Origin of the sequence: Sanguibacter suarezii NBRC 16159 (assembly GCF_001552735.1) — a bacterium.
In the GTDB taxonomy this organism is placed as follows: domain Bacteria; phylum Actinomycetota; class Actinomycetes; order Actinomycetales; family Cellulomonadaceae; genus Sanguibacter; species Sanguibacter suarezii.
In genome coordinates this window covers 44,320-70,344 of record NZ_BCRT01000020.1, presented here as the reverse complement: position 1 = coordinate 70,344, position 26,025 = coordinate 44,320, and the positions used below count along the sequence as shown (strand labels likewise).

Genomic DNA, 26,025 nt, shown 5'->3' with positions numbered 1-26,025 from the left:
GTGTTGCCGGGAGGGGCGCCAGGAGCGGGTGAAAAGTCGATGGACAGCACCCTCGCAGCGGCATACGCTGTTGAAGCGCTTCGACGATCGCCCGCTGGGTATGCGAGATCGCGGAGACTCACCACGACGACGGCGCGACCACGGACGGGAGGCACCCCATGAGCGACCAGACGGGCCACGACAGCCCCGTTGCGCCTGCTGCGCCCGCCATGCCCGCCGCGCCTGCCGTGCCTGCCGTGCCTGCCCAGCCTGCTGAGCGACAGGGGCTCGGCGCCCTCACCCAGGAGCTCGGCCTCCTCTACGGCGGTGACTACAACCCCGAGCAGTGGCCCCGCCAGACCTGGGTCGAGGACATGGCCCTCATGCAGGCCGCAGGGGTCAACCTCGTCACGGTCGGGGTGTTCAGCTGGGCCCAGCTCGAGCCCAGCCCGGGGGAGCGTTGCTTCGACTGGCTGGACGAGGTCCTCGACCTCGCCCACGCCCACGGCATCGCCGTCGACCTGGCGACCCCCACCGCCTCCCCGCCGCCCTGGATGGGTCACCGCTTCCCCGAGACCCTGCCCGTGGACGCTGACGGCGTGCGTCTGGCCTACGGCTCGCGCAACCAGTTCAGCCCGTCCTCGCAGGTCTACCGGACCTTCGCGCGACAGATCACCGCGGACCTCGTGGCCCGCTACGCCTCCCATCCTGCGGTGCGGATGTGGCACGTGGGCAACGAGTACGGCCAGGTCTGCCACTCCGAGGAGTCCGCCGCCGCCTTCCGCGACTGGCTCCGCGAGCGCTACACGAGCCTCGACGGGCTCAACGCCGCCTGGGGGACGACCTTCTGGAGCCAGCGCTACGACGCGTGGGAGGAGATCATCCCGCCCCGCCGGGCCCCGTACCTCATCAACCCCACCCAGCTGCTCGACTTCGCCCGCTTCACCTCCGACGCCTTGCGCTCGCTGTTCCGTGAGCAGCGCGACATCATCCGTGCTGTCGACCCGGTCCGCCCGGTCACGACGAACTTCATGGGCTTCTTCCCCCTCGTCGACTACTGGTCCTGGGCCGGTGACCTCGACGTCATCGCCGACGACGCCTACCCCGACCCCCAGGACCACGCCGCCGCACCGACCGCGGCCCTGACCCAGGACCTCATGCGGTCCCTCGGTGGAGGAGCGCCGTGGATGCTCATGGAGCAGGCCGTCAGCGCGGTGAACTGGCGCTCGCACAACGTGCCCAAGGCCCCGGCACGGATGCGTCTGGAGTCCTTGCAGGCCGTGGCGCACGGCGCGGACGCCATCTGCTTCTTCCAGTGGCGGGCCTCCCGCGCCGGGGCGGAGCGCTTCCACTCCGCGATGCTCCCGCACGCCGGGGCGGACACCGCCGTGCACCGGGGCGTCGTCCGGCTGGGGACGGACCTGCGAGCGCTCGCGGACGTCGTCGGCCAGCGCAGCAGCGCTCAGGTAGCCCTGCTCTTCGACTGGTCGAGCTGGTGGGCCGCCGAGGCGCAGGCCCGCCCGACCGACCGGCTCTCGGTGCTCGCCCAGCTGCGAGCGTGGCACCGTCCGCTGTGGGACCGCGGGGTCGCGGTCGACCTGGCCCGCCCCGGCGACGACCTCAGCGGCTACGACCTGGTCCTCGCCCCCAACCTCTACCTCCTCGATGACGACGACGCAGGAAACCTGCGCGAGTACGTCCGCTCCGGCGGCGCCCTCGCGCTCGGCCCTTTCAGCGCCGTGGTGACCCCCGACGGGCACCTGCGACCGGGACGGTTCCCGGTCCAGCTCGCCGACGTGCTGGGCACCTCGGGAGAGGAATGGATTCCCCTGGCGGACGGCGCGCCGCTCGCCCGGGGACGTGACGGCACCTGGCTGGCGGAGGACAGCCAGGTGCGCGACTTCGCCGAACGTCTGCGGCTGGAGGGCGGGTACGCGCTCGCCACCTTCGCCGCGGGCGCGCCGCACGACCTCGCCGGCGCGCCGGCCGTCGTCGGGCACGGCTACGGCAGCGGGCAGACCTGGTACGTCGGTGCGCTGCTGCCCGACGCCGCCACGGACGCCCTGCTCACCCAGGTGCTGCGCGAGCGCGGCGTCCGCACCGCGCTGGGCACCCCGGTCCCCGCGACGCCGCTCGGCGTGGAGATGGTGCGCCGCGGCGCGGTGACCTTCCTGCTCAACCACTCCGACTCACCTGTGACCGTCGCGCTCGGCGACGCCACCTCGACCGATCTGCTCACTCAGCGCGACCATTCCGGCACCGTCGTGGTGCCGGCCCTGGACGCTTTAGCCCTCACCGAGAGGTCCCCATGAAGTTCACCGACGGTTACTGGCAGGTCCTTCCCGGGATCTCGATCCTGCGCCCGCAGTCCGTGGACGACGTCGTCGTCGTCGACGGGGCTGGCGCGAGCGGCCCGGACGGGGCTGCGAGCGACGCGCCGGACGGGGTGGCGGGCGGCCCACGGCTGTCCGTCTACGCACCGACCGCGCCGATCACCACCCGGGGGGACACCCTCAACCGGCCCCAGATCACCATCACCTACGACGCCCCCATGGACGACGTCATCGGGGTGCGGATCGAGCACTTCCAGGGTCCGGTGGACCACGGGCCGGCCTTCGAGATCCACCGCCGGCCCGGCGACGCGAAGGCCGTCGGCGCGCAGGCGGACGACCCGCACGCCTCGATCACCTCCGGAGGGCTGACCGCCAGGGTCCGCACCGAGGGCGCCTGGGGCGTCGACTTCCTGGCCGGTGAGCAGCTGCTGACCTCCTCCACCCCGCGCAGCGTCGGCGTGGTCTCCCGCGACGACGGGACTCACTTCGTCTACGAGCAGCTGGCGCTGGGTGTGGGGGAGCACGTCTACGGCCTGGGCGAGCGGTTCGGTGCCTTCGTCAAGAACGGCCAGTCCATCGACATCTGGAACGAGGACGGCGGGACGGCGAGCGACCAGGCCTACAAGAACATCCCGTTCTACCTCTCCGACGCCGGCTACGGCGTCTTCGTCGCCCACCCCGAGAAGGTGTCCTTCGAGGTGGGGACCGAGGTGGTGTCCCGGACGCAGTTCTCGGTCGAGGGCCAGCACCTGCAGTACTACATCATCTACGGGCCCACCCCGACCGAGATCCTCACCAAGTTCACCGCGCTCACCGGCCGCCCGGCCCGGGTTCCGGCGTGGTCCTACGGGCTGTGGCTGTCGACCTCCTTCACCACGGCCTACGACGAGGGCACGGTGACGAGCTTCATCGACGGGATGGCCGAGCGGGACATCCCGCTCAGCGTCTTCCACTTCGACTGCTTCTGGATGCGCCAGTTCCACTGGTGCGACTTCGTCTGGGACCCGGCCACCTTCCCCGACCCCGAGGGCATGCTCGCCCGGTTGCGGGCCAAGGAGCTGAAGATCTCCGCCTGGATCAACCCGTACATCGCCCAGCGCTCCCACCTGTTCGCCGAAGGGCGCGACCTCGGCTACCTCGTGACCACCGCCGACGGCGACGTGTGGCAGTGGGACATGTGGCAGGCCGGGATGGCGCTGGTCGACTTCACCAACCCCGCCGCGACGGCGTGGTACCAGGGCAAGCTCAAGACCCTCGTGGACATGGGCGTGGACTGCTTCAAGACCGACTTCGGGGAGCGGATCCCCACCGACGTGGTGTGGCACGACGGGTCTGACCCCCAGCGCATGCACAACTACTACACGCACCTGTACAACAAGGCGGTCTTCGACCTGCTGCGCACCGAGCGCGGGGAGGGCGAGGCGGTGCTCTTCGCCCGGTCGGCCACCGCTGGCGGCCAGCAGTTCCCGGTGCACTGGGGCGGGGACTGCGAGTCGACCTTCGTCTCGATGGCGGAGTCCCTGCGCGGCGGGCTGTCCCTGGCGCTGTCAGGCTTCGGGTACTGGAGCCACGACATCGGCGGCTTCGAGGGCACCCCGGACCCAGCGGTGTTCAAGCGCTGGGCCGCCTTCGGTCTGCTGTCCTCGCACAGTCGCCTGCACGGCTCGGACTCCTACCGGGTGCCGTGGGCCTTCGACGAGGAGGCCGTGGCGATCACCCGTGACTTCACGAAGCTCAAGATGTCTCTCATGCCGTACCTGGCCCGCCTGGGCGAGGACGCGCACACCCACGGCACGCCGGTCATGCGGCCGATGATGCTCGAGTTCCCCACGGACCGTGCCGCCGCGACGGTCGACACCCAGTACATGCTCGGCGACGCGCTGCTCGTGGCACCGGTGTTCAGCGCCGGCGGCGAGGTGTCCTTCTACGTGCCCGAGGGCACCTGGACCCACCTGCTCGACGGCCAGACCTTCACCGGGCCACGCTGGTTCGAGGGCAGCTACGGCTTCGACTCGCTGCCGCTGCTCGTGCGTCCCGGCACAGTGCTGCCGGTCGGCGCGCGCACCGACCGCCCGGACTACGACTGGGCAGCGGGAGTCACGTTGCGGCTGTTCGAGATCGCCGAGGGTCACTCCTCGAGCGTGCGGGTCCCCGACCTCGCCGACCCGAGCGCCCCGGGCGTGCGCTTCGACGTGACGTGCACCGACGGGGTGGTCACGGTGGAGCGCAGCGGCCAGGACGGCCACGCGCCCGCGGGCTGGAGCGTGCAGATCGGGACGCACGTCCTCGTCGCTGCCCCCGGAGCCACCACCCTCACCCTGCCGCTCGTGGCCTGAGGGCAGCGGGCGACCGGCTCCGTCCCGTCCGCTGAGCGCGAGACGGGACGGAGCGGGGCAGGTGGACAGCGCTGGCGGACCGGCGCTGGCGGAGCGGGTGAGCGCCGTCAGGTGAGCAGGTTGTCCCGCAGCGCGACGGACAGGCTCGGGGTCAGCGGAGCGCGGGGGATGAGGGTGGCCTGGAAGGCGTGGTAGAGATCCGGCTTGCCCGGCCACACCGCGCGCGAGGGTGCGTTCGTCGCGTCGAGCTCGTGGTGCCAGGAGCCGTGCTCGGCGTCGATGAACGCCTGCGCCGCGTGGTCCCACCACCGCTGGTAGTCGGCCGCGTAGCGCTCCTCCCCGGTGGCCTGCCACAGCGCTGCGGCGGCACCGATCGCCTCGGCGGCGACCCAGTGCATCCGGGTGGCCACGACCGGTTCACCGTCCCACCCGGTGGTGTAGACGAAGCCCCACGCGCCGGGGGTTGACTCACGCCACCCGTCGGCGACGGCGCGGGCGTAGAGCTCACGCGCACCGGTGAGCAGCCAGGCCGGTGCGCCCTCACCGAGCCCGGCCCGCAGGTGCAGCAGCAGCCGCGCCCACTCGATCCCGTGCCCCACCGTGGCGCCGAAGGGCTTGAACGGGTCGTCCGGGGTGTCCTCGTTGAGCAGCAGCTGCGGCGTCCAGTCGGTGTCGAAGTGCTCGGGGATGCGCCAGGAGTGCGCCGGCGCCCACTCCACCGCCACGTACCGGGCGATGCCGAGCGCCCGCTCCCGCCAGCGCGCGTCACCGGTGACGTCCGCGGCGGCGAGCAGCGCCTCGACCGCGTGCATGTTCGCGTTGACCCCGCGGTAGGGGTCCAGCACGGTCCAGTCCGCGTTCCACTCGTCGCGGTGCAGGCCCGACGCCGCGTCGAAGAAGCGCTCGTCGAGCACCGTCAGCGCGTCGTCGAGCAGCTCGGCCGCGCCGGCCAGCCCGGCGGCCACACCGGTGCTGGCGGCCAGCACGACGAAGGCGTGGGCGTAGGCGCTCTTCGTCGCGTCGACGGTCCCGTCGGCGGCGATCGAGGCGTACCAGCCGCCGTTCGCGTCGTCGTGCAGGCGCCCGCGCAGGGCGTCGAGGGCGGCCTGGGCGCGGGGGGTGGAGCCGGGCACGCCCAGCAGCGACCCGAGCCCGTAGACGTGAGCCATCCGGCAGGTGATCCAGGTGAACACCGGTTGGATCGCATCCAGGGACCCGTCGTCCTCGAGCCACCCGGCACCACCGGCGGGGGAGGGGAAGGACTCCCCGAAGGCCAGCAGGTCGCGGGCGTGGTCGTCCAGCCAGCGCCGGTGGGTGAGGCGGTCGATCCAGCTCGTGGCGGTGACGGTCATGAGGACGCTCCGGGGGTCGTGGCAGACGAGGCGAGCTCGGCAGGGACGGGCGAGGAGAGGCCGGCGAGCGCTCGCAGCCAGGGCAGCTGCTTGGTGAGCTGGTGGCCCTGGCCCCCCTCGTGCTCGTTGAAGGGGTAGACGTCGATCGTCGTGCGCGGCCGGTCCGCACGGCTGGCCGGATCGGTCGGGTTGGCCACAGGCACTGCGACGTCGAGGGTGGCGACGGCGGAGCCGTAGTGGTTGTACGCGGCGAAGACCGTCGAGGGCGGGCACACCGTGTCCATGAGAGCGACCGAGAACATCGCCGGGGCGGTGGCGCGGCGGGCGAAGTTCACCCCGTCGATGTACGACAGCGTCGTGAAGACCTGCTCGACCTCCTCCCGGTGCACCGCGAGGTACCGGCTGACCTCGGCGTAAGGATCGCTGCCGGTGATCTCGACCGCCCGGCGCAGGTGGCACAGGAAGGGCACGTCGACGGTGACGGCGAGCAGGTCGGGGACCAGACCGGCCACGGCCAGCGCCAGCCCGCCGCCCTGGCTGATGCCGGTGGCTGCCACCCGGGAGGGGTCGACCCGGGGAAGGGAGCGCAGGGCGTCGACGGCGCAGACCGCGTCGGTGATGACCCGGCGGTAGTAGTACTCCTGGGGGTCGGTGATCCCCCGGGTCATTGACCCCGCGCCGGCCGGGCCGCTGCCCACCGGGTCGGGGGTGTCGCCGCCGTTGCCCCAGCCGCTGCCCTGCCCGCGGGTGTCCATGACCAGCTGGGCGAACCCGGCGCTGGCCCATGCGAGGTGCTCGTGCGCCAGGCCGCGTCCGCCGCCGTAGCCGACGTAGGTGATCACACCGGGCAGGTCCTGACCTCCACGCGGCAGCACGAGCCACGCCGCGATCGGGTGCCCGCCGAAGCCCGCGAAGGTCACGTCGTAGGTCTCCACGAGGTCGAGCCCGAGGTCGACCGGCTCGATGGAGAGCACCGGGTCTCCCGTCCGCGACTGGGCGAGGGTGGTCCTCCAGAAGTCGTCGAAGTCGTCGGGCTCGGCGACGGTGGGCAGGTAGGTGCGCAGGGCCTCGTCGTCGAGGTCGTAGAACGGCATGGGGATCCTCTCCCTAGGGCGTTGCGGAGCGAGGTGGTGACAGGGGAACGGAACGGGGGGCGTAGTGACCGGCAGGCTGCGGGTCACTGGTCTGGGCGAGCGAGGAGAGCTCGCTGGTGAGCGGGGCGGCCGCTGCGCCGTCGGCCGCCGCGGTGGCGCGGCGCTGGGGGACCAGCTCGGACTGCAGCACGAGAGCTGCGCCGCCGATCGCGCCAGCGGTGTCCGCCGCGCGGGACAGGCGGACGTCGACCGGGCCGCTGGCACGGGCGAAGGAAGCCGTCTCGAGGAGGTCGCGGACCACGGGGACGTAGATGTGGCTCGCGGCGGCGAAGGCTGACCCGGTCAGGACGAGCATGCGCACGTCGAGGAGGTTGCTGATGGCGTGGGCGGCGAGGGAGATGTACCGGGCGGACCGTTCGAGGATCTCCCGGGCGCCGGCCACCCCGCTGCGTGAGGCGCGCGCCACGGCGGCGAACTCCGAGGCGATCGAGGTGCCCGCGCGCAGGCTGTCGAGCCCGGCGGCGCGCCGCACCTCGGGGTCCTCGCGGGCGGCGGCGACCACGGCGGCAGGCCCGGCGAGCACCTCGACGCAGCCGCGCGTGCCGCACCAGCACAGCGGCCCTGACAGGTCCAGGCTCATGTGCCCCACCTCCCCGGCGTTCCCGCTCGAGCCGCGGTAGGCGTTTCCGTCCAGCACGATGCCGGCACCGACGCCGGTCCCCATGTACAGCGACGCGAAGGTGCGCTCGGAGTCGGTGCCCCCCGACCAGTACTCCCCGATGGCCGACGCGGTGGCGTCGTTCTCCAGCAGCACCGGCAGGTCGATGAGGGACTCCAGCTCGGCCACGAGCGGGTAGTCCAGCCAGGGGCGCATGAACGGTGGGGTGCGGTTCATCGCGTTGGCCGAGGTGTGGGGGCCGGGGGAGGCCAGGCCAAGACCGAGCACCTTGGACCGGTCGACGCCGATCCCGGTGATGAGCAGGTCGATCTCGCGGGCCATCCGGCTCAGCACGACGGCTGGGTCGGCGTCGCCGGGGCCAGGGCGGGAGAGGCGGGCTACGGGGGCGCCGGCGAGGTTGGTCACCGCGTAGGTGATCCCCGAGTGGTCGAGGTGAGCGCCGATGGCGAACCGGGCGGACTGGTTGAGCTCGAGCAGCACCCGCGGTTTGCCGCCGGTGGACTCCGCGCGTCCGATCTCCACGACGAGCTCGTCGTCGAGCAGCTTGCGGACCACGGTCGAAACGGTGGCTCCGGTCAGTCCGGTGGCCTGGGTCAGGCCCACCCGGGAGATCGTCCCGGCATCCCTGATCGCGTCGAGAACCACCGAGGCGCTGACGCCAGGGGGTCGGTTCTGCTTGGTCCTGCTCACCGCTGCCACCTCATTCGTCTTGTGCCTGGCTCGGCCCCACAGGTGTCGGTCGGTGCGCAGCTCGGGGCCGCGGACGGTGCCGCGGGTGGCCCCTACTTTATTCACGTCGCGAACTTTGTAGCAACAGCCATGACCGTCCAGGGCGTCTCAGGGTGTCGGACTGTGCGGATTGGGGGGAGTTTGCCCGGCGCAGATGCGCCGAGTGAGCCCCTTGACTTACTTACTTAAACTGATTAAGAATGTCCGCCATGGGTCGACGACGACCTTGCGCCCTTCCGGGCCTGGCTCCTCCGGCACGTCGACGTGCCGGAAGCAGAGAGGATCACAGATGTTCCCTCCATCACGACGCACGCGGGTCGTCGCGGCCACCGCGATCGCCTCGCTCATCGGCCTGACCGCAGCCTGCTCCTCGGGCGACAGCGACGACGCCCAGGCGGACCCGACCGCGATCGCCGGCGACCTCACCGTGCTGACCAACCGGACCGACCTGGTCGAGGACGGAACCTTCGAGGAGTACGCCGCCGCCTTCAACGCCGCCTACCCCGACGTCACCGTCGAGTTCGAGGGCATCACGGACTACGAGGGTGAGGTGCGCACCCGGATGAACACCGACCAGTACGGCGACGTGCTGCTCATCCCCAACACCGTCACCCCGGCCCAGCTGCCGGACTTCTTCGAGCCGCTCGGTCAGCTCACCGAGCTTGAGGAGACCTACCGCTTCCTCACCGAGAAGGCCTACGAGGGCGTCTCCTACGGCATCCCGATCGTCGCCAACACCCAGGGCATCGTCTACAACAAGACGGTCTGGGAAGACGCCGGCGTCACCGAGATCCCCACCACCTCCGAGGAGTTCCTCGACGCGCTGACCGCCATCAAGGCCACCGGTGTCATCCCGCTCTACACGAACTACAAGGACGGCTGGCCGGTCACCCAGTGGGAGAGCCACCGCGGCTCCATCTCCGCCGACCCCGACTACCAGAACACCATGGCGGTCAGCGACGCCCCGTGGGCGCAGGGGTCGGACCACTTCGTCATCGACTCCCTGCTGTGGGACGCGGTGAACCAAGGCCTCACCGAGGATGACCCCACCACCACGGACTGGGAGACCTCGAAGTCTCTGCTCGCGAGCGGCAGCATCTCGGCGATGCCCCTCGGCTCGTGGGCGATCTCCCAGATGCAGCAGGCTGTGACGGACCTCGGGGGAGACCCCGCGACCATCGGCTACCTGCCCTTCCCGCACCAGACGGACGGCACCTTCTACGCGACGGCGGGCGGTGACTACAACCAGGCCATCAACATCAACTCCACGAACAAGGCCGCAGCCCGCGCATGGATCGACTGGTTCAACACCGAGTCCGGCTACGCCGAGTCGCAGGGCGGGCTCTCCCCGCTCAAGGACGGTCCGGTGCCCTCGACCCTCGTGGACTTCGAGAGCCTCGGCGTCGAGTTCGTCGTGCAGAACCCGGGGGAGCCGGGCAAGGAGTCCCTGCTCAACGACATCGACAAGCAGGCGGAGATCGGCCTCTTCGCACCTGAGTACCGCCAGCGGCTCATCGACTCTGCTCGCGGCGCCACCGACGAGACGAAGGAACAGATCTTCGACGACCTCAACACCCGCTGGGCCGACGCCCGAGCGGCGATCGGCTGACCGACGCGCGCCCTGCGCAGCCCGCAGCGGCTGCGCAGGGCCACCGTGCACGACCGCGACGCCGAGCGCCGCACACCGTTCGCAGGCGTGGTTCACCCCGTGGGAGAGTTCGAATGACTGACACATCCAAGAGCGCGCGGCCGGAGCCGGCCGCGCCCCCGGCGCCCCCGGCGCCCGCGGCCGCACCAGTGGTTGCCGCACCGAGTGCAGGGCCGAGCGCCCGTGCACGACGCCGCCGCGGCACCTGGGGCTGGGCCGGCACCCCCTACTTGTTCCTCCTCGTCCCGATCCTGCTGCTGGTGCTCTTCACCTATATCCCGGTGGGGAACATGTTCTGGTACTCGCTGACGAGCTGGGACGGTCTGGACAAGACCAAGGACTTCGTCGGGATCGACAACTATGTCGAGGTCTTCACCCGTCCTGAGCTCTTCTCGGTCTTCGTCGTCAGCCTGTACTACCTCGCCGGGTCCTTCGTGCAGATGGCGCTCGCGCTCTACTTCGCGACGATCCTCAGCTTCAGCACCCGGTTCCGGAACCTGTTCAAAGGCATCCTGTTCTTCCCGTACCTCATCAACGGCGTGGCCATCGGCCTGATCTTCATGTACTTCTTCAAGGCCGGCGGAACCCTCGACACGATCTTGACCCTCATCCACGCCGACGGGCTCATCCAGCAGTGGACCGGCAACCCGGACGTGGTGAACTTCTCCCTCGCCGGCGCGTCGGTGTGGCGCTACATGGGCCTGAACTTCGTCCTGTTCCTCGGGGCGATCCAGTCCATCCCCGGTCAGGTCTACGAGGCCGCCGAGCTGGACGGCGCCAATCGATGGCACCAGTTCCGCTACATCATCGCCCCGAGCATCAAGCCCATCATCGGTCTGTCCTTCATCCTGGCGATCTCGGGCAGCCTCGCCGTCTTCGAGATCCCGTTCATCATGACCGGTGGTGCGAACGGCTCGACGACCTTCGTCATCAAGACGATGTCCTTGGCCTTCCAGTTCTCCAAGGTCGGGCTGGCCTCCGCGATGGCCGTGGTGCTGCTGGTCATCGTGCTGCTGCTGACCTGGGTCCAACGAAAGATCGTCCCTGACGAGAAGGTGAACCTCACATGAGCGTCCTAGCCACCAAGACTGCCACGGCCTCCAAGTACGTCACCCTCGTGGTGGCCTCCTTGGCGGCGCTGGTGCCGATCCTCGTCATCGTCGTGGCCTCCCTCAAGGGCCACGACGAGCTGCTCACCACGGGTCCCTTCGACGCCCCGGCGAACTGGTTGAATGTGGACAACTACGTCACCGCCTTCACCAAAGGCAAGATGGTCCAGGGCTTTGCCAACACCGCGATCCTCCTGCTGGTGTCGGTGACCGGGACCATCCTCATCGGCACGATGGCGGCCTACGCGATCGACCGTTTCACCTTCCGGCTCAAGAAGACGGTGGTCGCCGCCTTCCTGCTCGCCACCCTCGTCCCCGGGGTGACCACTCAGGTCGCCACCTTCCAGGTGATCAACACCCTCGGTCTCTACAACACCCGGGGCGCGGCGATCGCGCTGTTCCTGGGTACGGACATCGTCTCGATCTACATCTTCATCCAGTTCCTCGGCTCCATCCCGCGCGAGCTCGACGAGGCGGCCGTGCTCGACGGCGCGAACCACGTGACCATCTATCGCAGGATCATCCTGCCGCTGCTCAAGCCGGCCATCGCGACGGTGGTGATCATCAAGGGCATCGCGATCTACAACGAGTTCTACATCCCCTTCCTCTACATGAAGGACACGGACCTCGGAGTGATCTCGACCGCGCTCTACCGCTTCAAGGGGCCGTTCGGCGCGCAGTGGGAGGTGATCTCGGCGGGCGTGGTCATCGTCATCATCCCCACCCTCGTCATCTTCCTGCTGCTGCAGCGCTTCATCTACAACGGCTTCACCAGCGGTGCGACGAAGTGACGAGCGATAGGCTCGGCGCGACGGACGGCGAGCCATCTGGGTGCCACGTTCCGGCACCCCCTTGACTTAGTTAGTTTCCTTGCTTAAGAATCGAAGCGCGTCGACTCAGATCGATTCGACGCACCCGTACTCGGCCCACGGCAGGGGCCCTACCCAGGAGTGATCAAGGATGATCAGCGAGACGCTGCACACCGGCTGGACCCTTCGAGCGACGGGCGGACCCGTCCCGGCCGAGCTCGCCGACGCGCTGAGCGCAGGCGTCCCCGCCGAGGTACCCGGCACCGTCCACACCGACCTGCTCGCCGCAGGCCTCATCCCGGACCCGTACCTCGATCTCAACGAGACCGCGCTGGAGTGGATGCACCTGACCGACTGGCGCTACGAGACGACCTTCGAGGCCGCCGCGGCGCGCCCGGGGGAGCACCTGGATCTGGTCTTCGAAGGCCTGGACACGGTCGCGACCATCACCCTCAACGGCGCGGTCCTGGGGCGCACGGCCAACCAGCACCGCAGCTACCGCTTCGAGGCCGCAGCCCTCGTGCGCGAGGGCGAGAACCACCTCGCCGTCGACTTCCGGTCCGCGCTCGCCTACGCCCGCGAGGTCGCGGACGAGATCGTGCTGCGCCCCCGCGCCTATGACCACCCCTTCAACATGGTGCGCAAGATGGCCTGCAGCTTCGGCTGGGACTGGGGCCCCGACCTGCAGACCGCCGGCCTGTGGAAGCCCGTCCGCCTCGAGCGCTGGACGACGGCGCGGCTCGCCCAGGTGCGCCCGCTGGTCACCGTCGACGACTCCGGGACCGGGCACGTCGACGTCCATGTCGACGTCGACCGTTCCCACCTCACCGACGCCGCGGACCGCCACGGCGACCTCGTGGTGACCGCGGCCCTGGGGGCCGCGCACGGCGTCGGCGACCACGTCGCCACGCTCGCGGTGCCCCACGACGGGAGCACCGCCGTCGTGCACCTGGAGTTCCCCGGCGTGCCGTTGTGGTGGCCGGCCGGGTACGGCGAGCACCCCCTCTTCGACCTCACGGTGACCCTGGGCACGACGGACGGCGACGACTACGGCAGCTACGAGCGCCGGATCGGGTTCCGCACGGTCGAGCTGGACACCACCCCGGACGAGATCGGCACGCCGTTCACGCTCAAGGTCAACGGGCAGCCGATCTTCGTCAAGGGCGCCAACTGGATCCCGGACGACCACCTGCTCACCCGGATCACGCGCGACAAGCTCGCCCGCCGAGTCGACCAGGCCCTCGACGCGAACATGAACCTGCTGCGCATCTGGGGCGGCGGCATCTACGAGTCCGAGGACTTCTACGACGTCTGCGACGAGCGCGGGATCATGGTCTGGCAGGACTTCCTGCTGGCCTGCGCGGCCTATGCCGAGGAAGAGCCGATCTGGAGCGAGCTCGAGGCCGAGGCTCGCGAGAACGTCGCCCGGCTCACCCCGCACGCCTCGCTCGTGGTGTGGAACGGCGGCAACGAGAACCTCTGGGGATTCCTGGACTGGGGCTGGCAGAGCGAGCTCGAGGGACGTACCTGGGGCCACCGCTACTACACCGAGTTGTTCCCGGCGATCGTGGCCGAGCTCGACCCGACCCGTCCCTACTGCCCGGGCAGCCCGTACAGCCCCGGCTTCGCCGAGGAGATCGCGGTCGGCGCGCCGCCCGCGGTGCACCCCAACGACCCGGACCACGGCACCCACCACCAGTGGGAGGTGTGGAACCGGATCGACTACACCCACTACCGCGACGACGTCCCTCGCTTCAGCTCGGAGTTCGGCTTCCAGGGACCACCTGCCTGGACCACCCTCACCCGATCCATCCCCGCCGAGGCCCTGACCAAGGAGTCCCCGGAGTTCCTCCTCCACCAGAAGGCGGCCGACGGCAACCTCAAGCTCGACCGCGGCTTCGCCCCGCACCTGCCCGAGCCGGCCACCTTCCAGGACTGGCACTGGACCACCCAGCTCAACCAGGCGCACGCCGTCCAGCACGCCATCGAGCACTACCGCTCGTGGTGGCCGCGAACAGCCGGGTCCATCGTCTGGCAGCTCAACGACTGCTGGCCGGTGACCTCGTGGGCCGCGATCGACGGCGACGAGCGGCCCAAGCCGCTCTTCTACGCGCTGCGCCATGCCTACGCCGACCGGCTGCTCACCGTCCAGCCGCGCGGGGAGGACACCGCCCTCGTCGCCGTGAACGACCACGCCCAGACCTGGCAGGGCGACCTCGTGCTGCTGCGCATCGACGTCAGCGGCGCCGAGCTCGCCCGGGCCGAGGCGACGCTCTCCGTCGATCCCCGCTCGGCGCACACGCTGATCATCCCGGCCGAGATCCTCGCCGCCGACGACCCGGCACGCGAGATGCTCGTCGCCGAGATCGACGGGGTCCGCACCGTGCACCTGTTCGCCGAGTACAAGGACCTCGCGCTCGACGCGGACCCCGTGCAGGTCACGGTCCGACGGACCGGCGACGGCGTCGCCTTCGACGTGGTCGCCACCTCCGCCGCGATCGATCTCGCCGTGCTGGCCGACCTGGTCGCCCCGGACGGGGTGGTCGACGACATGCTCGTCACGGTCCTGCCGGGGGAGTCGCACACCTTCACGGTCACCACCGCCCAGGAGATCTCTGACCAGCGGCTCGTCGAGCTCGGCGACCCGGCCGTGCTGGCGACGATCCTGCGCTCGGTCAACAGCTGCCTGCGGCCATGACCACAGCGCAGGACCGTCGCGCCCGCCCCGGCGCGATCGGCATGGTGCGCACCTCCTCACGGCGGGTGGTGAGCGTCGAACCGTTCTTCATGGAGTTCATCGCCGGAGCCGAGGAGGTGCTCAGCGAGGACGGGCTCTCCGTCCTGCTCGCCGTCGTGGCCGACGAGGAGGCCGAGCACGCGATGTACGCGCGCTGGGCCGCCTCGGGCATCGTCGACGCGGTGCTCGTGATGAACGTCCTCGTCGACGACCCGCGTCCGGAGCTGCTCGACCGTCTGGGCCTGCCGGCGGTGGCAGTCGGCAACTGGGCCGGGCCGCCCCCGCTGCCCTCGGTCCGGGCCGACGACGCCTCGGCCATGGAGGTCGTCGCGGACTACCTGCTGCGCCTGGGGCACCGGTCGATCGCCCACGTCACCGGGCCGCCCGGCTACCTGCACACGCGCGACCGGGTGACCACCCTGGCCCGGGTGTGCGCGCGCCATGCGATCACGCCGATGACCATCGAGGGCGACTACTCCGACCTGGTCAGCGCCCAGATCACCCGCACGCTGCTGACCGGGCCGGACCGGCCGACCGTCATCGTCTACGACAACGACGTGATGGCGGTGGCCGGACTGCACGTGGCACGCGAGCTGGGCGTGGCAGTGCCGCAGGAGCTGTCCCTCGTGGGCTGGGACGACTCCGCGCTGTGCCAGCTGACGCTCCCGCCGCTGACGACGATGAGCCTGGACGTGCACCTGCTCGGCCGGCTCGCGGGCTCGGCCGTGCTCGCCACCCTCGCCGGGTCGCCTCCCCAGGACCACCCGGTCGTGCCAGCGGTGCTGAGCGTGCGCGGGTCCACCGCAGCGCCCCCGGTCCCGCCTTCCCCGCAGGGGTAGGGCGGCGGTCTCTCGCCCTCCCCTCTCCTCCCGTCCTCTCTCCCCTCATCCTGACCCCGGTCCCTGGCCTCGGCCGGGGACGCACTCGCAAGGAGCAGCTGTGCCCGAATCTGCAGGACCGTCCGTCGCCACCACCGGCGCTCGCCAGTTCCCCGCCGACTTCGTCTGGGGGTCGGCCACCGCCGCCTACCAGATCGAGGGCGCGGTCGAGGAGGGAGGGCGTGGCGTGTCGATCTGGGACACGTTCTCTCGCACCCCGGGAAAGACCCTCAACGGAGACACCGGCGACGTGGCGGACGACCACTACCACCGGTGGGCCGAGGACGTGCAGCACATCGCCGACCTCGGCCTCGGTGCCTACCGCTTCTCGATCTCGTGGCCCCGGGTGCAGCCCGGCGGCTCGGGGGAGTTCAACGCCGAGGGCATCGCCTTCTACTCCATGCTGGTGGACGCGCTCCTCGCCGCGGGAGTCAAGCCTGTGGTGACCCTCTACCACTGGGACCTGCCCCAGGAGCTCCAGGACGAGGGTGGCTGGACCAACCGTGCGACGGCCTACGCCTTCGCCGACTATGCCCGTCGGATGGCCGTCGAGCTCGGTGACCGGATCGACGTGTGGACCACGATCAACGAGCCGTGGTGCGCGGCGTACCTCGGCTATGCCAACGGAGAGCACGCACCCGGCCACACCGACCCGGTGGAGGCGCTCACCGCCGCTCACCACCTCAACCTCGGGCACGGGCTGGCAGCACGGGCCATCCGGGAGGTGCTCGGCGAGGACGCCAAGGTCTCCATCACGCTCAACCTGCACGTCAACCGGCCCGCTGACCCCACCTCGGCGCTCGACCTGGAGGCCGTGCGCCGCGCGGACGCCGTCGGCAACCGGATCTTCCTGCAGCCGCTCCTGGAGGGGGTCTATCCCTCCGACCTGCTGGCTGACCTCGCGCACGTGACGGACTGGTCGTTCATCCAGCCCGGTGACGCCGAGCTGTGCCAGGTGCAGATGGACGTCCTGGGCATCAACTACTACTCCACCGGGATGGTGCGCTTCGTCGAGGGCGCTGGCCGCGTCCCGGAGGGCCAGACGCCGGCGTCGGTCCTGGTCGGCGTGCTCGACGTCGAGGGAGTCCCGGTCCCGGGGCCCTACACGGCGATGGGGTGGAACATCGACCCCTCCGGGATGACGGAGCTGCTGCTCTCGTTGCACGCCAGGTACCCCGGTCAGCCGCTCATGGTCACCGAGAACGGCGCGGCCTTCGGCGACGAGGTGTCCGCGGACGGCCGGGTGCACGACGAGCGACGGGTCTCCTACCTCCACGACCACATCGACGCCGTGGGCGCGGCGATCGACGCCGGCGCGGACGTGCGGGGCTACTTCGCCTGGTCGCTGCTGGACAACTTCGAGTGGTCCTTCGGCTACGACAGGCGCTTCGGCATCATCCGAGTCGACTACGACACCCAGGTGCGCACGTGGAAGGACTCCGCGTACTGGTACCGCACGCTGGCCACGAGCGGGGTGCTGCCTGCATCGGAGGACATCCGGTACTGAGCACATGCACAGCTCGCCGTCGGTCTCGACCTGTGGGCAGCGCGGAGGCTTGTGACGATCTTCACCCGGCCCGGGCTGGCCGGGTGGGCACCACCTGACAGGGGTCGTCCACCACCCGTGGACGATGGTCGTCCACAGGGGGTGGACGACCCCGCTCTGCATGCTCGGACCGGCGCGGAGCGCGGCGCGAGGCACCCAACTCCACGGAATGTCAGGGGTCCCGAGGAGACTGGATGCAGACCCCGCAGCGGGGCTCGTCAGGAAAGGTCGCAGACGCCATGACGGTCGCTGGAGTTGTCCACAGAGCAGTCCACACCCTCCGAGGCGTCACTGTGTCTTGCCCGACACGTCCTACAAGTTCTAGGGGTAGCGTCCCGGTCGAACCCCTAGGTATAGTGGTTACATGCTTAGCGCCCCGCAGTCATCGACAGCACAGGGCGCGAACATCACCCCCGTAGTTTCAGTCGTGTAGTTCAAGGTCACCCGCCGCTCCGGTCGACGGCGACCGGTCGGCGAAGCATCTGTGACAGTGCTCGCAACGCACGTGATCGACCCATCAGCATGAGAACCCCGGGCTGAAGAAGCCCCATACCGAGGAGACCCCAGGATGAGCATCACGGTCTACAGCAAGCCGGCATGTGTCCAGTGCGACGCGACCTACCGAGCTCTCGACAAGCGCGGCATCGAGTACACGATCGTGGACATCAGCCAGGACGCTGAGGCGCTGGAGATGGTGCGTGGCCTCGGCTACCTCCAGGCTCCGGTCGTCGTGGCCGGTAACGAGCACTGGTCCGGCTTTCGCCCCGACCAGATCAGCGCCCTGGCGGAGAAGGTCGCCTCGGTCGCCTGAGGCCGGGTGGAAGCTTGTGAGGTGAGGTGACATGGCGAATCTCGTCTACTTCTCATCCACGTCCGAGAACACCCACCGGTTCGTCCGCAAGCTCGGGATCGATGCTCATCGCATCCCCTTGCGGCCCACTGACGGATTCCTGCGGGTCGACGAGCCGTACGTCCTCATGGTCCCCACCTACGGCGGGGGCAACGAGGGCGGGGCCGTCCCCCGTCAGGTCGTGAAATTTCTTAACGACGAGCACAACCGCTCGCTCATCCGCGGTGTCATTGCTGCTGGCAACACGAACTTCGGTTCGGCGTACTGCATAGCCGGTGGCATCGTCTCTGCCAAGTGTGACGTCCCGTACCTGTACGGGTTCGAGCTCCTTGGAACTGCTGAGGACGTGCAACGCGTCCGCGAAGGATTGGATCAGTTTTGGCAACGACAGTCACGGATTCCGGCGTAGAGACCGAGTTCGACTACCACTCGCTCAACGCGATGCTCAACCTCTACGGGCCCGACGGTGAGATCCAGTTCGACAAGGATCGTCAGGCGGCGCGGCAGTACTTCCTGCAGCACGTCAACCAGAACACGGTGTTCTTCCACAGCCTCGCCGAGAAGCTCGAGTACCTCGTGGAGAACAAGTACTACGAGCCTGAGATCCTCGCCAAGTACGACGCAGACTTCGTCAAGCGTCTCTTCGACTTCGCGTACTCCAAGAAGTTCCGCTTCGAGACCTTCCTCGGCGCCTTCAAGTACTACACCTCGTACACGCTCAAGACCTTCGACGGCAAGCGGTACCTCGAGCGCTTCGAGGACCGTGTCTCGATGGTGGCCCTGACCCTGGCCGACGGCAACGAGCAGACCGCCCTCGACATCGTCGAGGAGATCATCTCCGGTCGCTTCCAGCCGGCCACCCCGACCTTCCTCAACGCGGGCAAGGCCCAGCGCGGGGAGTCGGTGTCCTGCTTCCTGCTGCGCATCGAAGACAACATGGAGTCGATCTCGCGCGGCATCAACTCCTCCCTCCAGCTGTCCAAGCGTGGTGGTGGCGTCGCTCTGCTGCTGAGCAACATCCGCGAGCACGGTGCGCCCATCAAGCACATCGAGAACCAGTCCTCCGGCATCATCCCCGTGATGAAGCTCCTCGAAGACTCCTTCTCCTACGCGAACCAGCTCGGCGCGCGTCAGGGTGCGGGTGCGGTGTACCTGCACGCCCACCACCCGGACATCATGCGGTTCCTGGACACCAAGCGTGAGAACGCCGACGAGAAGATCCGCATCAAGACCCTCTCCCTCGGCGTGGTCATCCCGGACATCACCTTCGAGCTGGCCCAGAAGAACGAGGACATGTACCTCTTCTCCCCGTACGACGTCGAGCGGGTCTACGGCGTGCCCTTCGCCGACGTGTCCGTCACGGAGAAGTACCGCGAGATGGTCGACGACGGCCGGATCCGCAAGACGAAGATCAAGGCGCGCGAGTTCTTCCAGACCCTCGCCGAGCTCCAGTTCGAGTCCGGCTACCCCTACGTCATGTTCGAGGACACGGTCAACGCCGCGAACCCGATCAAGGGCCGCATCACGCACTCCAACCTGTGCTCGGAGATCCTCCAGGTCTCCACGCCCTCGACGTACAACACGGACCTGTCCTACGACCACGTCGGCCGCGACATCTCCTGCAACCTCGGCTCGCTCAACATCGCCAAGGCCATGGACTCCCCGGACTTCGCCAAGACGATCGACACCGCCATCCGTGCGCTGACGGCCGTCTCGGACCAGACCAGCATCGAGTCGGTCCCGTCCATCAAGCGTGCCAACGAGGGCGGTCACGCCATCGGCCTGGGTCAGATGAACCTGCACGGCTACCTCGCTCGGGAGCGGGTCTTCTACGGTTCCGAAGAAGGCATCGACTTCACGAACATCTACTTCTACACGGTGGCCTTCCATGCGATCGCGGCGTCCAACCGCCTCGCGATCGAGCGCGGGCGCGCCTTCGACGGCTTCGAGGACTCCAAGTACGCCACGGGCGAGTACTTCGACAAGTACACCGAGCAGGAGTGGGTGCCGGCCACCGCCAAGGTCGCCGGGCTCTTCGAGACCGCGGGCGTGCACATCCCCACGCAGGACGACTGGCGCGAGCTCAAGGCGTCGGTCATGGAGCACGGCATCTACAACCAGAACCTCCAGGCTGTGCCGCCCACCGGGTCGATCAGCTACATCAACAACTCGACCGCGTCGATCCACCCGATCGCCTCGAAGATCGAGATCCGCAAGGAAGGCAAGCTCGGGCGCGTGTACTACCCGGCTCCCTACCTGACCAACGACAACCTGGAGTACTACCAGGACGCGTACGAGATCGGCTACGAGAAGATCATCGACACGTACGCCGCGGCGACGCAGCACGTGGATCAGGGCCTGTCCCTGACGCTGTTCTTCAAGGACACCGCGACCACGCGTGACGTCAACCGCGCGCAGATCTACGCGTGGCGCAAGGGCATCAAGACGCTCTACTACATCCGTCTGCGCCAGCTCGCCCTGGAGGGCACCGAGGTCGAGGGCTGCGTGTCCTGCATGCTGTAGTTCTTTGCTGTCGCTCGGACCGCACCTTCCGCGATCCGGGTCTGTGATCGCCGGGCCGCTGCGCGGCCTGCCAGGCCCGCCACGATCACAGACCCGGATCGCTCCAGGTGCTCGGTGCCCGTCGCCCCTTCGAGGGTGGCCGGGTGAGCAGGTCGGCTCCGGTAGACGGGGTGTTGTGCACTTTATGTATGTCAGGATCCCCGCCTTCGGGTGGGAGAGGGAGTAGAGATGTCCACCGGAAAGCTCAAGCTGGTCAGCCGAGTTCAGGCGATCAACTGGAACCGCATCGAGGACGACAAGGACCTTGAGGTCTGGGACCGCCTGGTGGGGAACTTCTGGTTGCCCGAGAAGGTCCCGGTGTCCAACGACATCCAGTCCTGGGCGACCCTCACGCCGGCCGAGAAGGAGCTGACCACCCGCGTCTTCACCGGTCTGACGCTCCTCGACACGATCCAGGGCACGGTGGGCGCTGTCAGCCTCATCCCCGACGCCGTCACCCCGCACGAGGAAGCCGTCTACACGAACATCGCGTTCATGGAGTCGGTGCACGCCAAGAGCTACTCCTCGATCTTCTCCACCCTCATCTCCACCCAGGAGATCGACGAGGCCTTCCGCTGGTCGGAGGAGAACCCGAACCTGCAGCGCAAGGCTGAGATCGTCCTGAAGTACTACCACGGCGACTCCCCGCTCAAGCGCAAGGTCGCCTCGACCCTGCTGGAGTCCTTCCTCTTCTACTCCGGCTTCTACCTGCCCATGTACTGGTCCAGCCGGGCCAAGCTGACCAACACCGCTGACCTCATCCGCCTCATCATCCGCGACGAGGCTGTGCACGGGTACTACATCGGCTACAAGTTCCAGAAGGGTCTGGAGAAGCTCACCCAGGCCGAGCGCGACGAGATGAAGGCCTACACCTTCGAGCTGCTCTTCGAGCTCTACGAGAACGAGGTCCAGTACACCGCAGACCTCTACGACGGCGTCGGCCTGACCGAGGACGTCAAGAAGTTCCTGCGCTACAACGCCAACAAGGCGCTCATGAACCTCGGCTACGAGGCGCTCTTCCCCAAGGACGAGACGGACGTCAACCCGGCGATCCTCTCGGCCCTGAGCCCCAATGCTGACGAGAACCACGACTTCTTCTCCGGCTCCGGTTCCTCCTACGTCATCGGCAAGGCTGTGAACACCGAAGACGAGGACTGGGACTTCTAGCTCGTCGACCTCGGTGAGTCTGCGGCCCCCGGCATCCATGCCGGGGGCCGCTTCGTCGTGGCCCCCAGCTGCAGCCCCAGCAAGCCCCCAGCAGCCCCCGACGGCGACGGATCCCGCCTCTCAGAGGCCGACGGCCGTGTCCTGCTGTTCTCTCACAAGCCCGCCTGACCTTGATGGTCAGGCGGGCTTTGTCGTACCACCGGCACGGGGGGGGGCGTCGGCTGGGCGCAGGGTCGTGTCCAGCCGACGGTCCCGGGCCGCGCCGACCTCCTCCCGCCTGGCTCGGTCACCAGCGTCTCGGCTTGTAGGAATACCCATGGGGGGTATACGGTGGCGATACGCATACCCGGTAGGGGTATCCATGGAAGGGGAAGTCGATGACTGCCAGCGAGTACCAGGTGACGGGCATGACCTGCGGACACTGCGAGCTGTCCATCCGCGAGGAGGTCAGCGAGATCGCTGGCGTCGAAGACGTTCAGGTCAGCGCCGCGACGGGCACGCTCGTCGTGACCGCCGCAGGCGAGATCGACGACGCGACGGTGCTTGCCGCAGTCGCCGAGGCCGGTTACTCGGCGGTGAGCGTCAGATGAACGCCGGAGCGCGGCTCGCGACCTTCGGGGCGGGGCTGGTGGTGGCCTTCGGTGGTGCTCTTGCAGCATCTGGCGCCGTCGTCCCCGACAGCTACGTAGCGCAGTGGTCGGAAGGAAACGACGTGAACACGCACGACGAGAACGGCAACGCGGCTGATCAGCAGCCGACTGCACCCACCTTCAGCGGTCTCTCGATCGATGCCGACGGCTTTGTGCTCTCGCCGGTCGAGGCTCCCGGGACCACTGGGGCCGCAGGCGACCTGAGCTTCCAGATCCAGACCGCGTCAGGCGAAGCCGTGAGGGAGTTCACCGAGGCCCACGACACGGACCTTCACCTCATCGTGGTGCGCACGGACGGCGCCGAGTACCGGCACGTCCACCCAGAGCTCGATGCGAGCAGCGGCACCTGGTCGGTGCCGTGGACGTGGGACGCGGCCGGCACCTACAGGGTGTACGCCACCTTCACACCCGGGGCCGCGGACGCGCACGACGCGGCGAGCATCACCGTGACGCGCTCGGTCGATGTCCCGGGGGATCTCACCCTTGCCGCACGGGAGGTGCAGCGTGCCACCGAGGTCGACGGCTTCACCGTCTCCCTCGACGGAGACCTGACAGCTGGGGAACCGAGCCGTCTCACGGTCACGGTCCAGCGTGGCGGACAGCCAGTGACCTCGCTCGAGCCGTACCTGGGGGCGTTCGGGCACCTGGTCGCGCTGCGTGAGGGGGACCTCGCCTACCTGCACGTGCATGCGGAGGGAGACGAACCTCAAGCCGGCGACCTGGCAGGGCCAGAGGTCGGGTTCATGGCTGAGGCGCCGACCGCGGGCCGGTACCTCATGTACCTGGACTTCCAGGTCGACGGTGAGGTTCACACTGCCGAGCTCGTGATCGATGCCGGGCACAGCGACGGCAAACCGTCGAATGACGAGGGTGGGCACTGACCCCCGGGTCAGGCCGTCGCACTCAGACTCTGAGAGAGAAGGAAGAAGCATGAGCACATCAGCACCCCTCACCGGTGGGCTGGGCATCGAGCTGGAGATCGGCGGGATGACCTGCGCCTCCTGTGCGAACCGGATCGAGAAGAAGCTGAACAAGCTCGACGGCGTCTCGGCGACGGTCAACTACGCCACCGAGAAAGCACGAGTCACCGTGCCCGCAGGATATGACCCCGCAGTGCTGGTGGCTGAGGTCGAGAAGACGGGCTACACAGCCGCGCTACCCCGACCGAAGAACGCCACGGGTGCGCAGGGCGGCTCGAGCGAGGCAGACGAGCTCGATCCCGAGCTCACCTCGCTGCGGTACCGGCTGATCGGGGCGATCGTCCTGACGGTTCCCGTGATCGCGATGGCCATGATCCCCGCGCTGCAGTTCACCTACTGGCAGTGGGCGTCCCTCGCCCTTGCCGCGCCGGTGATCGCGTGGGGGGCGTGGCCGTTCCACAAAGCCGCATGGACGAATCTCAAGCACGGCACCGCGACGATGGACACGCTCATCTCGCTCGGCACCTCGGTCGCGCTCCTGTGGTCGCTCTACGCGCTGTTCTTCGAAACCGCTGGGATGCCAGGCATGACGCACCCCTTCGAGCTCACCATCGCCCCGTCCGACGGCGCCGCGAACATCTACCTCGAGGTCGGTGCGGGCGTGACGATGTTCATCCTCGCCGGCCGCTACTTCGAGAAGCGCTCCAAGCGTCAGGCGGGAGCCGCGCTCCGTGCGCTGCTCGAGCTCGGTGCGAAGGAAGTCTCCGTGCTGCGTGATGGTGCAGAGGTCAAGATCCCGAGCGAGGAGCTCCTCGTCGGCGACGAGTTCGTCGTGCGCCCCGGCGAGAAGATCGCCACCGACGGCATCGTCACCTCCGGCTCCTCTGCCGTGGATGCGTCCATGCTCACCGGCGAGTCTGTGCCCGTCGAGGTCGGTGTCGGCGATGCCGTCACCGGTGCGACCGTCAACGCCGGTGGACGCCTGGTCGTCCGCGCCACCCGCGTCGGCTCCGACACGCAGCTCGCACAGATGGCCAAGCTGGTGGAGGACGCGCAGACAGGCAAGGCCGAGGTGCAGCGGCTCGCCGACCGCATCTCCGGCGTGTTCGTGCCGATCGTGATCGTCGTCGCCGTCGTCACCCTCGGTGCGTGGCTCGGTGCGGGCTTCCCCGTGGCCGCCGCATTCACGGCGGCCGTCGCGGTGCTCGTGATCGCCTGCCCGTGCGCCCTGGGTCTGGCGACCCCGACCGCGCTGCTGGTCGGCACCGGACGTGGCGCGCAGATGGGAATCCTCATCAAGGGTCCCGAGGTGCTGGAGTCGACCCGCAAGGTCGATACCGTGGTCCTGGACAAGACCGGGACCGTCACCACAGGCAAGATGACCCTCGTCGACGTCGTGACCGAGCCCGGCGTCGACCGCGCGCGGCTCTTGCGTCTGGCAGGCGCGCTCGAGGATGCCTCTGAGCACCCGATCGCGCAGGCGATCGCCAAGGGCGCCACGCAGGAGGTCGGTCAGCTGCCGACGCCCGAGGACTTCGCGAACGTCGAGGGCAAGGGCGTGCAAGGGATCGTCGAGGGCACCTCGGTCGTGGTCGGGCGTGAGTCGTTGCTGGCCGACTGGTCGCAGAAGCTCTCCCGTGAGGTCGCCGCCGCGAAGGCGAGCGCTGAGAACGAAGGCAAGACCGTCGTCGCGATCGGGTGGGACGGTCAGGCGCGCGGCATCCTCGTCGTCGCCGACACCGTCAAGCCGACGAGCGCCGAGGCGATCGCCCAGCTCAAGGCGATCGGCCTCACTCCGGTGCTGCTCACCGGTGACAACGAGGCGGTCGCCCGCCGGATCGCCGCCGAGGTGGGTATCGACCAGGTCATCGCGGAGGTCCTGCCCAAGGACAAGGTGGATGTCGTCGCTCGTCTCCAGAAGGAGGGCAAGGTCGTCGCGATGGTCGGCGACGGCGTGAACGACGCCCCGGCGCTGGCGCAGGCCGACCTCGGGCTTGCGATGGGAACCGGCACCGACGTCGCGATCGAAGCGTCTGACATCACGCTCGTGCGCGGCGACCTGCGCTCGGCAGTCGACGCGATCCGGCTGTCACGCAAGACGCTCGCCACGATCAAGACCAACCTGTTCTGGGCATTCGCCTACAACGTCGCCGCGATCCCGGTCGCAGCGCTCGGCATGCTCAACCCCATGCTCGCAGGCGCGGCGATGGCGTTCTCCAGCGTCTTCGTCGTCGGCAACAGCCTCCGCCTGCGCGGGTTCAAGAGCGTCGCCGCCCTGTGACGCCACGACCCACTCCACCAGTGACAACGACGAAAGGTTCTCACCGATCATGACAGACGAGACCCCGGCAGCTTCGAGCTGCTGCAGCACCCCCGCACCGAACTCTGCTGCTGACGGCGACGGCCGCGCCAACCTGCTCGGCGGAGGGACCGACGACATGACGACGTGCCCGGTCATGGTCGGGAGCCCGGTCAGCAAGACAGCTGCTGAGGCGGCCGGTCTCTTCCGCGACTACGACGGCCAGCGTTACTACTTCTGCTGCGCCGGTTGTGGCCCCGCCTTCGACTCAGACCCGGCCACCTACGCCGCCACCGTGGCGTAGATCATCAGCTCGTGGGGTGTCGCGGCCGCCCGGCCGCGACACCC

19 protein-coding genes are annotated in these 26,025 nt (G+C 68.9%); 16 read left to right on the top strand and 3 right to left on the bottom strand.

What is annotated here, in order from left to right:
• The first annotated feature begins 158 nt into the window (after positions 1-158).
• A complete protein-coding gene (locus tag SS2_RS13255; protein ID WP_245643566.1) occupies positions 159-2,291 on the top strand; it encodes a beta-galactosidase in 2,133 nt (710 codons plus the stop codon).
• Positions 2,288-4,648, top strand: a complete 2,361-nt coding sequence (gene yicI / locus SS2_RS13250) for an alpha-xylosidase (RefSeq protein ID WP_066464930.1) — start codon at positions 2,288-2,290, stop codon at positions 4,646-4,648. The genes SS2_RS13255 and yicI overlap by 4 nt, the downstream gene beginning before the upstream one ends.
• A gap of 107 nt (positions 4,649-4,755) precedes the next feature.
• Here yicI and SS2_RS13245 read toward each other — a convergent pair whose 3' ends face one another.
• Genes SS2_RS13245 through SS2_RS13235 form a run of 3 tightly spaced genes read right to left on the bottom strand, consistent with a single transcriptional unit; the run spans position 4,756 to position 8,568 of the window.
• The gene (locus SS2_RS13245) at positions 4,756-6,000 is read right to left on the bottom strand and encodes an AGE family epimerase/isomerase (protein ID WP_066464929.1); all 1,245 of its coding nucleotides are present in this window, start codon (positions 5,998-6,000) and stop codon (positions 4,756-4,758) included.
• Entirely contained in the window at positions 5,997-7,094 is a 1,098-nt protein-coding gene (locus SS2_RS13240) for an acetylxylan esterase (protein WP_066464928.1), read from the bottom strand. Before SS2_RS13240 ends, SS2_RS13245 begins: the two co-directional genes overlap by 4 nt.
• A 13-nt stretch (positions 7,095-7,107) precedes the next feature.
• Positions 7,108-8,568, bottom strand: a complete 1,461-nt coding sequence (locus tag SS2_RS13235; protein ID WP_245643565.1) for an ROK family transcriptional regulator — start codon at positions 8,566-8,568, stop codon at positions 7,108-7,110.
• Between the two features lie 223 nt (positions 8,569-8,791).
• Here SS2_RS13235 and SS2_RS13230 point away from each other — a divergent pair, with 223 nt between their 5' ends.
• The 14 genes from SS2_RS13230 (at position 8,792) to SS2_RS13165 (ending at position 25,981) form a co-directional block, all read left to right on the top strand.
• Positions 8,792-10,111: an ABC transporter substrate-binding protein gene (locus SS2_RS13230; RefSeq protein WP_066464926.1), complete on the top strand. Its 1,320-nt coding sequence runs from the start codon at positions 8,792-8,794 to the stop codon at positions 10,109-10,111.
• A 113-nt stretch (positions 10,112-10,224) separates the two neighbouring features.
• The gene (locus SS2_RS13225) at positions 10,225-11,220 is read left to right on the top strand and encodes a carbohydrate ABC transporter permease (protein ID WP_066464925.1); all 996 of its coding nucleotides are present in this window, start codon (positions 10,225-10,227) and stop codon (positions 11,218-11,220) included.
• On the top strand, positions 11,217-12,050 hold the full coding sequence (locus SS2_RS13220) for a carbohydrate ABC transporter permease (protein ID WP_083942227.1): 834 nt from the start codon (positions 11,217-11,219) through the stop codon (positions 12,048-12,050). Before SS2_RS13225 ends, SS2_RS13220 begins: the two co-directional genes overlap by 4 nt.
• A gap of 169 nt (positions 12,051-12,219) precedes the next feature.
• Positions 12,220-14,766, top strand: coding sequence for a glycoside hydrolase family 2 protein (locus SS2_RS13215; RefSeq protein WP_066464922.1), 2,547 nt, complete (start codon positions 12,220-12,222; stop codon positions 14,764-14,766).
• The gene (locus tag SS2_RS13210; RefSeq protein WP_066464917.1) at positions 14,763-15,644 is read left to right on the top strand and encodes a LacI family DNA-binding transcriptional regulator; all 882 of its coding nucleotides are present in this window, start codon (positions 14,763-14,765) and stop codon (positions 15,642-15,644) included. Before SS2_RS13215 ends, SS2_RS13210 begins: the two co-directional genes overlap by 4 nt.
• A gap of 100 nt (positions 15,645-15,744) precedes the next feature.
• Positions 15,745-17,190, top strand: a complete 1,446-nt coding sequence (locus SS2_RS13205; RefSeq protein WP_066464915.1) for a GH1 family beta-glucosidase — start codon at positions 15,745-15,747, stop codon at positions 17,188-17,190.
• Between the two features lie 607 nt (positions 17,191-17,797).
• Positions 17,798-18,040 (top strand): glutaredoxin-like protein NrdH, encoded by a 243-nt coding sequence (gene nrdH, locus SS2_RS13200; protein WP_066464913.1) that lies wholly within the window; start codon positions 17,798-17,800, stop codon positions 18,038-18,040.
• A gap of 31 nt (positions 18,041-18,071) precedes the next feature.
• Positions 18,072-18,488 (top strand): class Ib ribonucleoside-diphosphate reductase assembly flavoprotein NrdI, encoded by a 417-nt coding sequence (gene nrdI, locus SS2_RS13195; RefSeq protein ID WP_066464912.1) that lies wholly within the window; start codon positions 18,072-18,074, stop codon positions 18,486-18,488.
• Positions 18,458-20,602, top strand: a complete 2,145-nt coding sequence (gene nrdE, locus SS2_RS13190; RefSeq protein WP_066464910.1) for a class 1b ribonucleoside-diphosphate reductase subunit alpha — start codon at positions 18,458-18,460, stop codon at positions 20,600-20,602. The genes nrdI and nrdE overlap by 31 nt, the downstream gene beginning before the upstream one ends.
• A 228-nt stretch (positions 20,603-20,830) precedes the next feature.
• Entirely contained in the window at positions 20,831-21,808 is a 978-nt protein-coding gene (nrdF, locus tag SS2_RS13185; RefSeq protein ID WP_066464904.1) for a class 1b ribonucleoside-diphosphate reductase subunit beta, read from the top strand.
• A 377-nt stretch (positions 21,809-22,185) separates the two neighbouring features.
• On the top strand, positions 22,186-22,398 hold the full coding sequence (locus SS2_RS13180; RefSeq protein WP_066464902.1) for a heavy-metal-associated domain-containing protein: 213 nt from the start codon (positions 22,186-22,188) through the stop codon (positions 22,396-22,398).
• Positions 22,395-23,339, top strand: a complete 945-nt coding sequence (locus SS2_RS13175) for a DUF8832 domain-containing protein (protein WP_066464900.1) — start codon at positions 22,395-22,397, stop codon at positions 23,337-23,339. Before SS2_RS13180 ends, SS2_RS13175 begins: the two co-directional genes overlap by 4 nt.
• A 49-nt stretch (positions 23,340-23,388) precedes the next feature.
• A complete protein-coding gene (locus tag SS2_RS13170) occupies positions 23,389-25,659 on the top strand; it encodes a heavy metal translocating P-type ATPase (RefSeq protein WP_066464898.1) in 2,271 nt (756 codons plus the stop codon).
• Positions 25,660-25,708: 49 nt separating this feature from the next.
• Entirely contained in the window at positions 25,709-25,981 is a 273-nt protein-coding gene (locus tag SS2_RS13165) for a YHS domain-containing protein (RefSeq protein ID WP_066464894.1), read from the top strand.
• Positions 25,982-26,025: the final 44 nt, after the last annotated feature.

Coding starts and splice junctions, on each gene's coding strand:
- SS2_RS13255 (WP_245643566.1), top strand. CDS start 159: ATGAGCGACCAGACGGGCCACGACAGCCCCGTTGCGCCTGCTGCGCCC.
- yicI (WP_066464930.1), top strand. CDS start 2,288: ATGAAGTTCACCGACGGTTACTGGCAGGTCCTTCCCGGGATCTCGATC.
- SS2_RS13245 (WP_066464929.1), bottom strand. CDS start 6,000: ATGACCGTCACCGCCACGAGCTGGATCGACCGCCTCACCCACCGGCGC.
- SS2_RS13240 (WP_066464928.1), bottom strand. CDS start 7,094: ATGCCGTTCTACGACCTCGACGACGAGGCCCTGCGCACCTACCTGCCC.
- SS2_RS13230 (WP_066464926.1), top strand. CDS start 8,792: ATGTTCCCTCCATCACGACGCACGCGGGTCGTCGCGGCCACCGCGATC.
- SS2_RS13225 (WP_066464925.1), top strand. CDS start 10,225: ATGACTGACACATCCAAGAGCGCGCGGCCGGAGCCGGCCGCGCCCCCG.
- SS2_RS13220 (WP_083942227.1), top strand. CDS start 11,217: ATGAGCGTCCTAGCCACCAAGACTGCCACGGCCTCCAAGTACGTCACC.
- SS2_RS13215 (WP_066464922.1), top strand. CDS start 12,220: ATGATCAGCGAGACGCTGCACACCGGCTGGACCCTTCGAGCGACGGGC.
- SS2_RS13210 (WP_066464917.1), top strand. CDS start 14,763: ATGACCACAGCGCAGGACCGTCGCGCCCGCCCCGGCGCGATCGGCATG.
- nrdH (WP_066464913.1), top strand. CDS start 17,798: ATGAGCATCACGGTCTACAGCAAGCCGGCATGTGTCCAGTGCGACGCG.
- nrdI (WP_066464912.1), top strand. CDS start 18,072: ATGGCGAATCTCGTCTACTTCTCATCCACGTCCGAGAACACCCACCGG.
- nrdF (WP_066464904.1), top strand. CDS start 20,831: ATGTCCACCGGAAAGCTCAAGCTGGTCAGCCGAGTTCAGGCGATCAAC.
- SS2_RS13180 (WP_066464902.1), top strand. CDS start 22,186: ATGACTGCCAGCGAGTACCAGGTGACGGGCATGACCTGCGGACACTGC.
- SS2_RS13175 (WP_066464900.1), top strand. CDS start 22,395: ATGAACGCCGGAGCGCGGCTCGCGACCTTCGGGGCGGGGCTGGTGGTG.
- SS2_RS13170 (WP_066464898.1), top strand. CDS start 23,389: ATGAGCACATCAGCACCCCTCACCGGTGGGCTGGGCATCGAGCTGGAG.
- SS2_RS13165 (WP_066464894.1), top strand. CDS start 25,709: ATGACAGACGAGACCCCGGCAGCTTCGAGCTGCTGCAGCACCCCCGCA.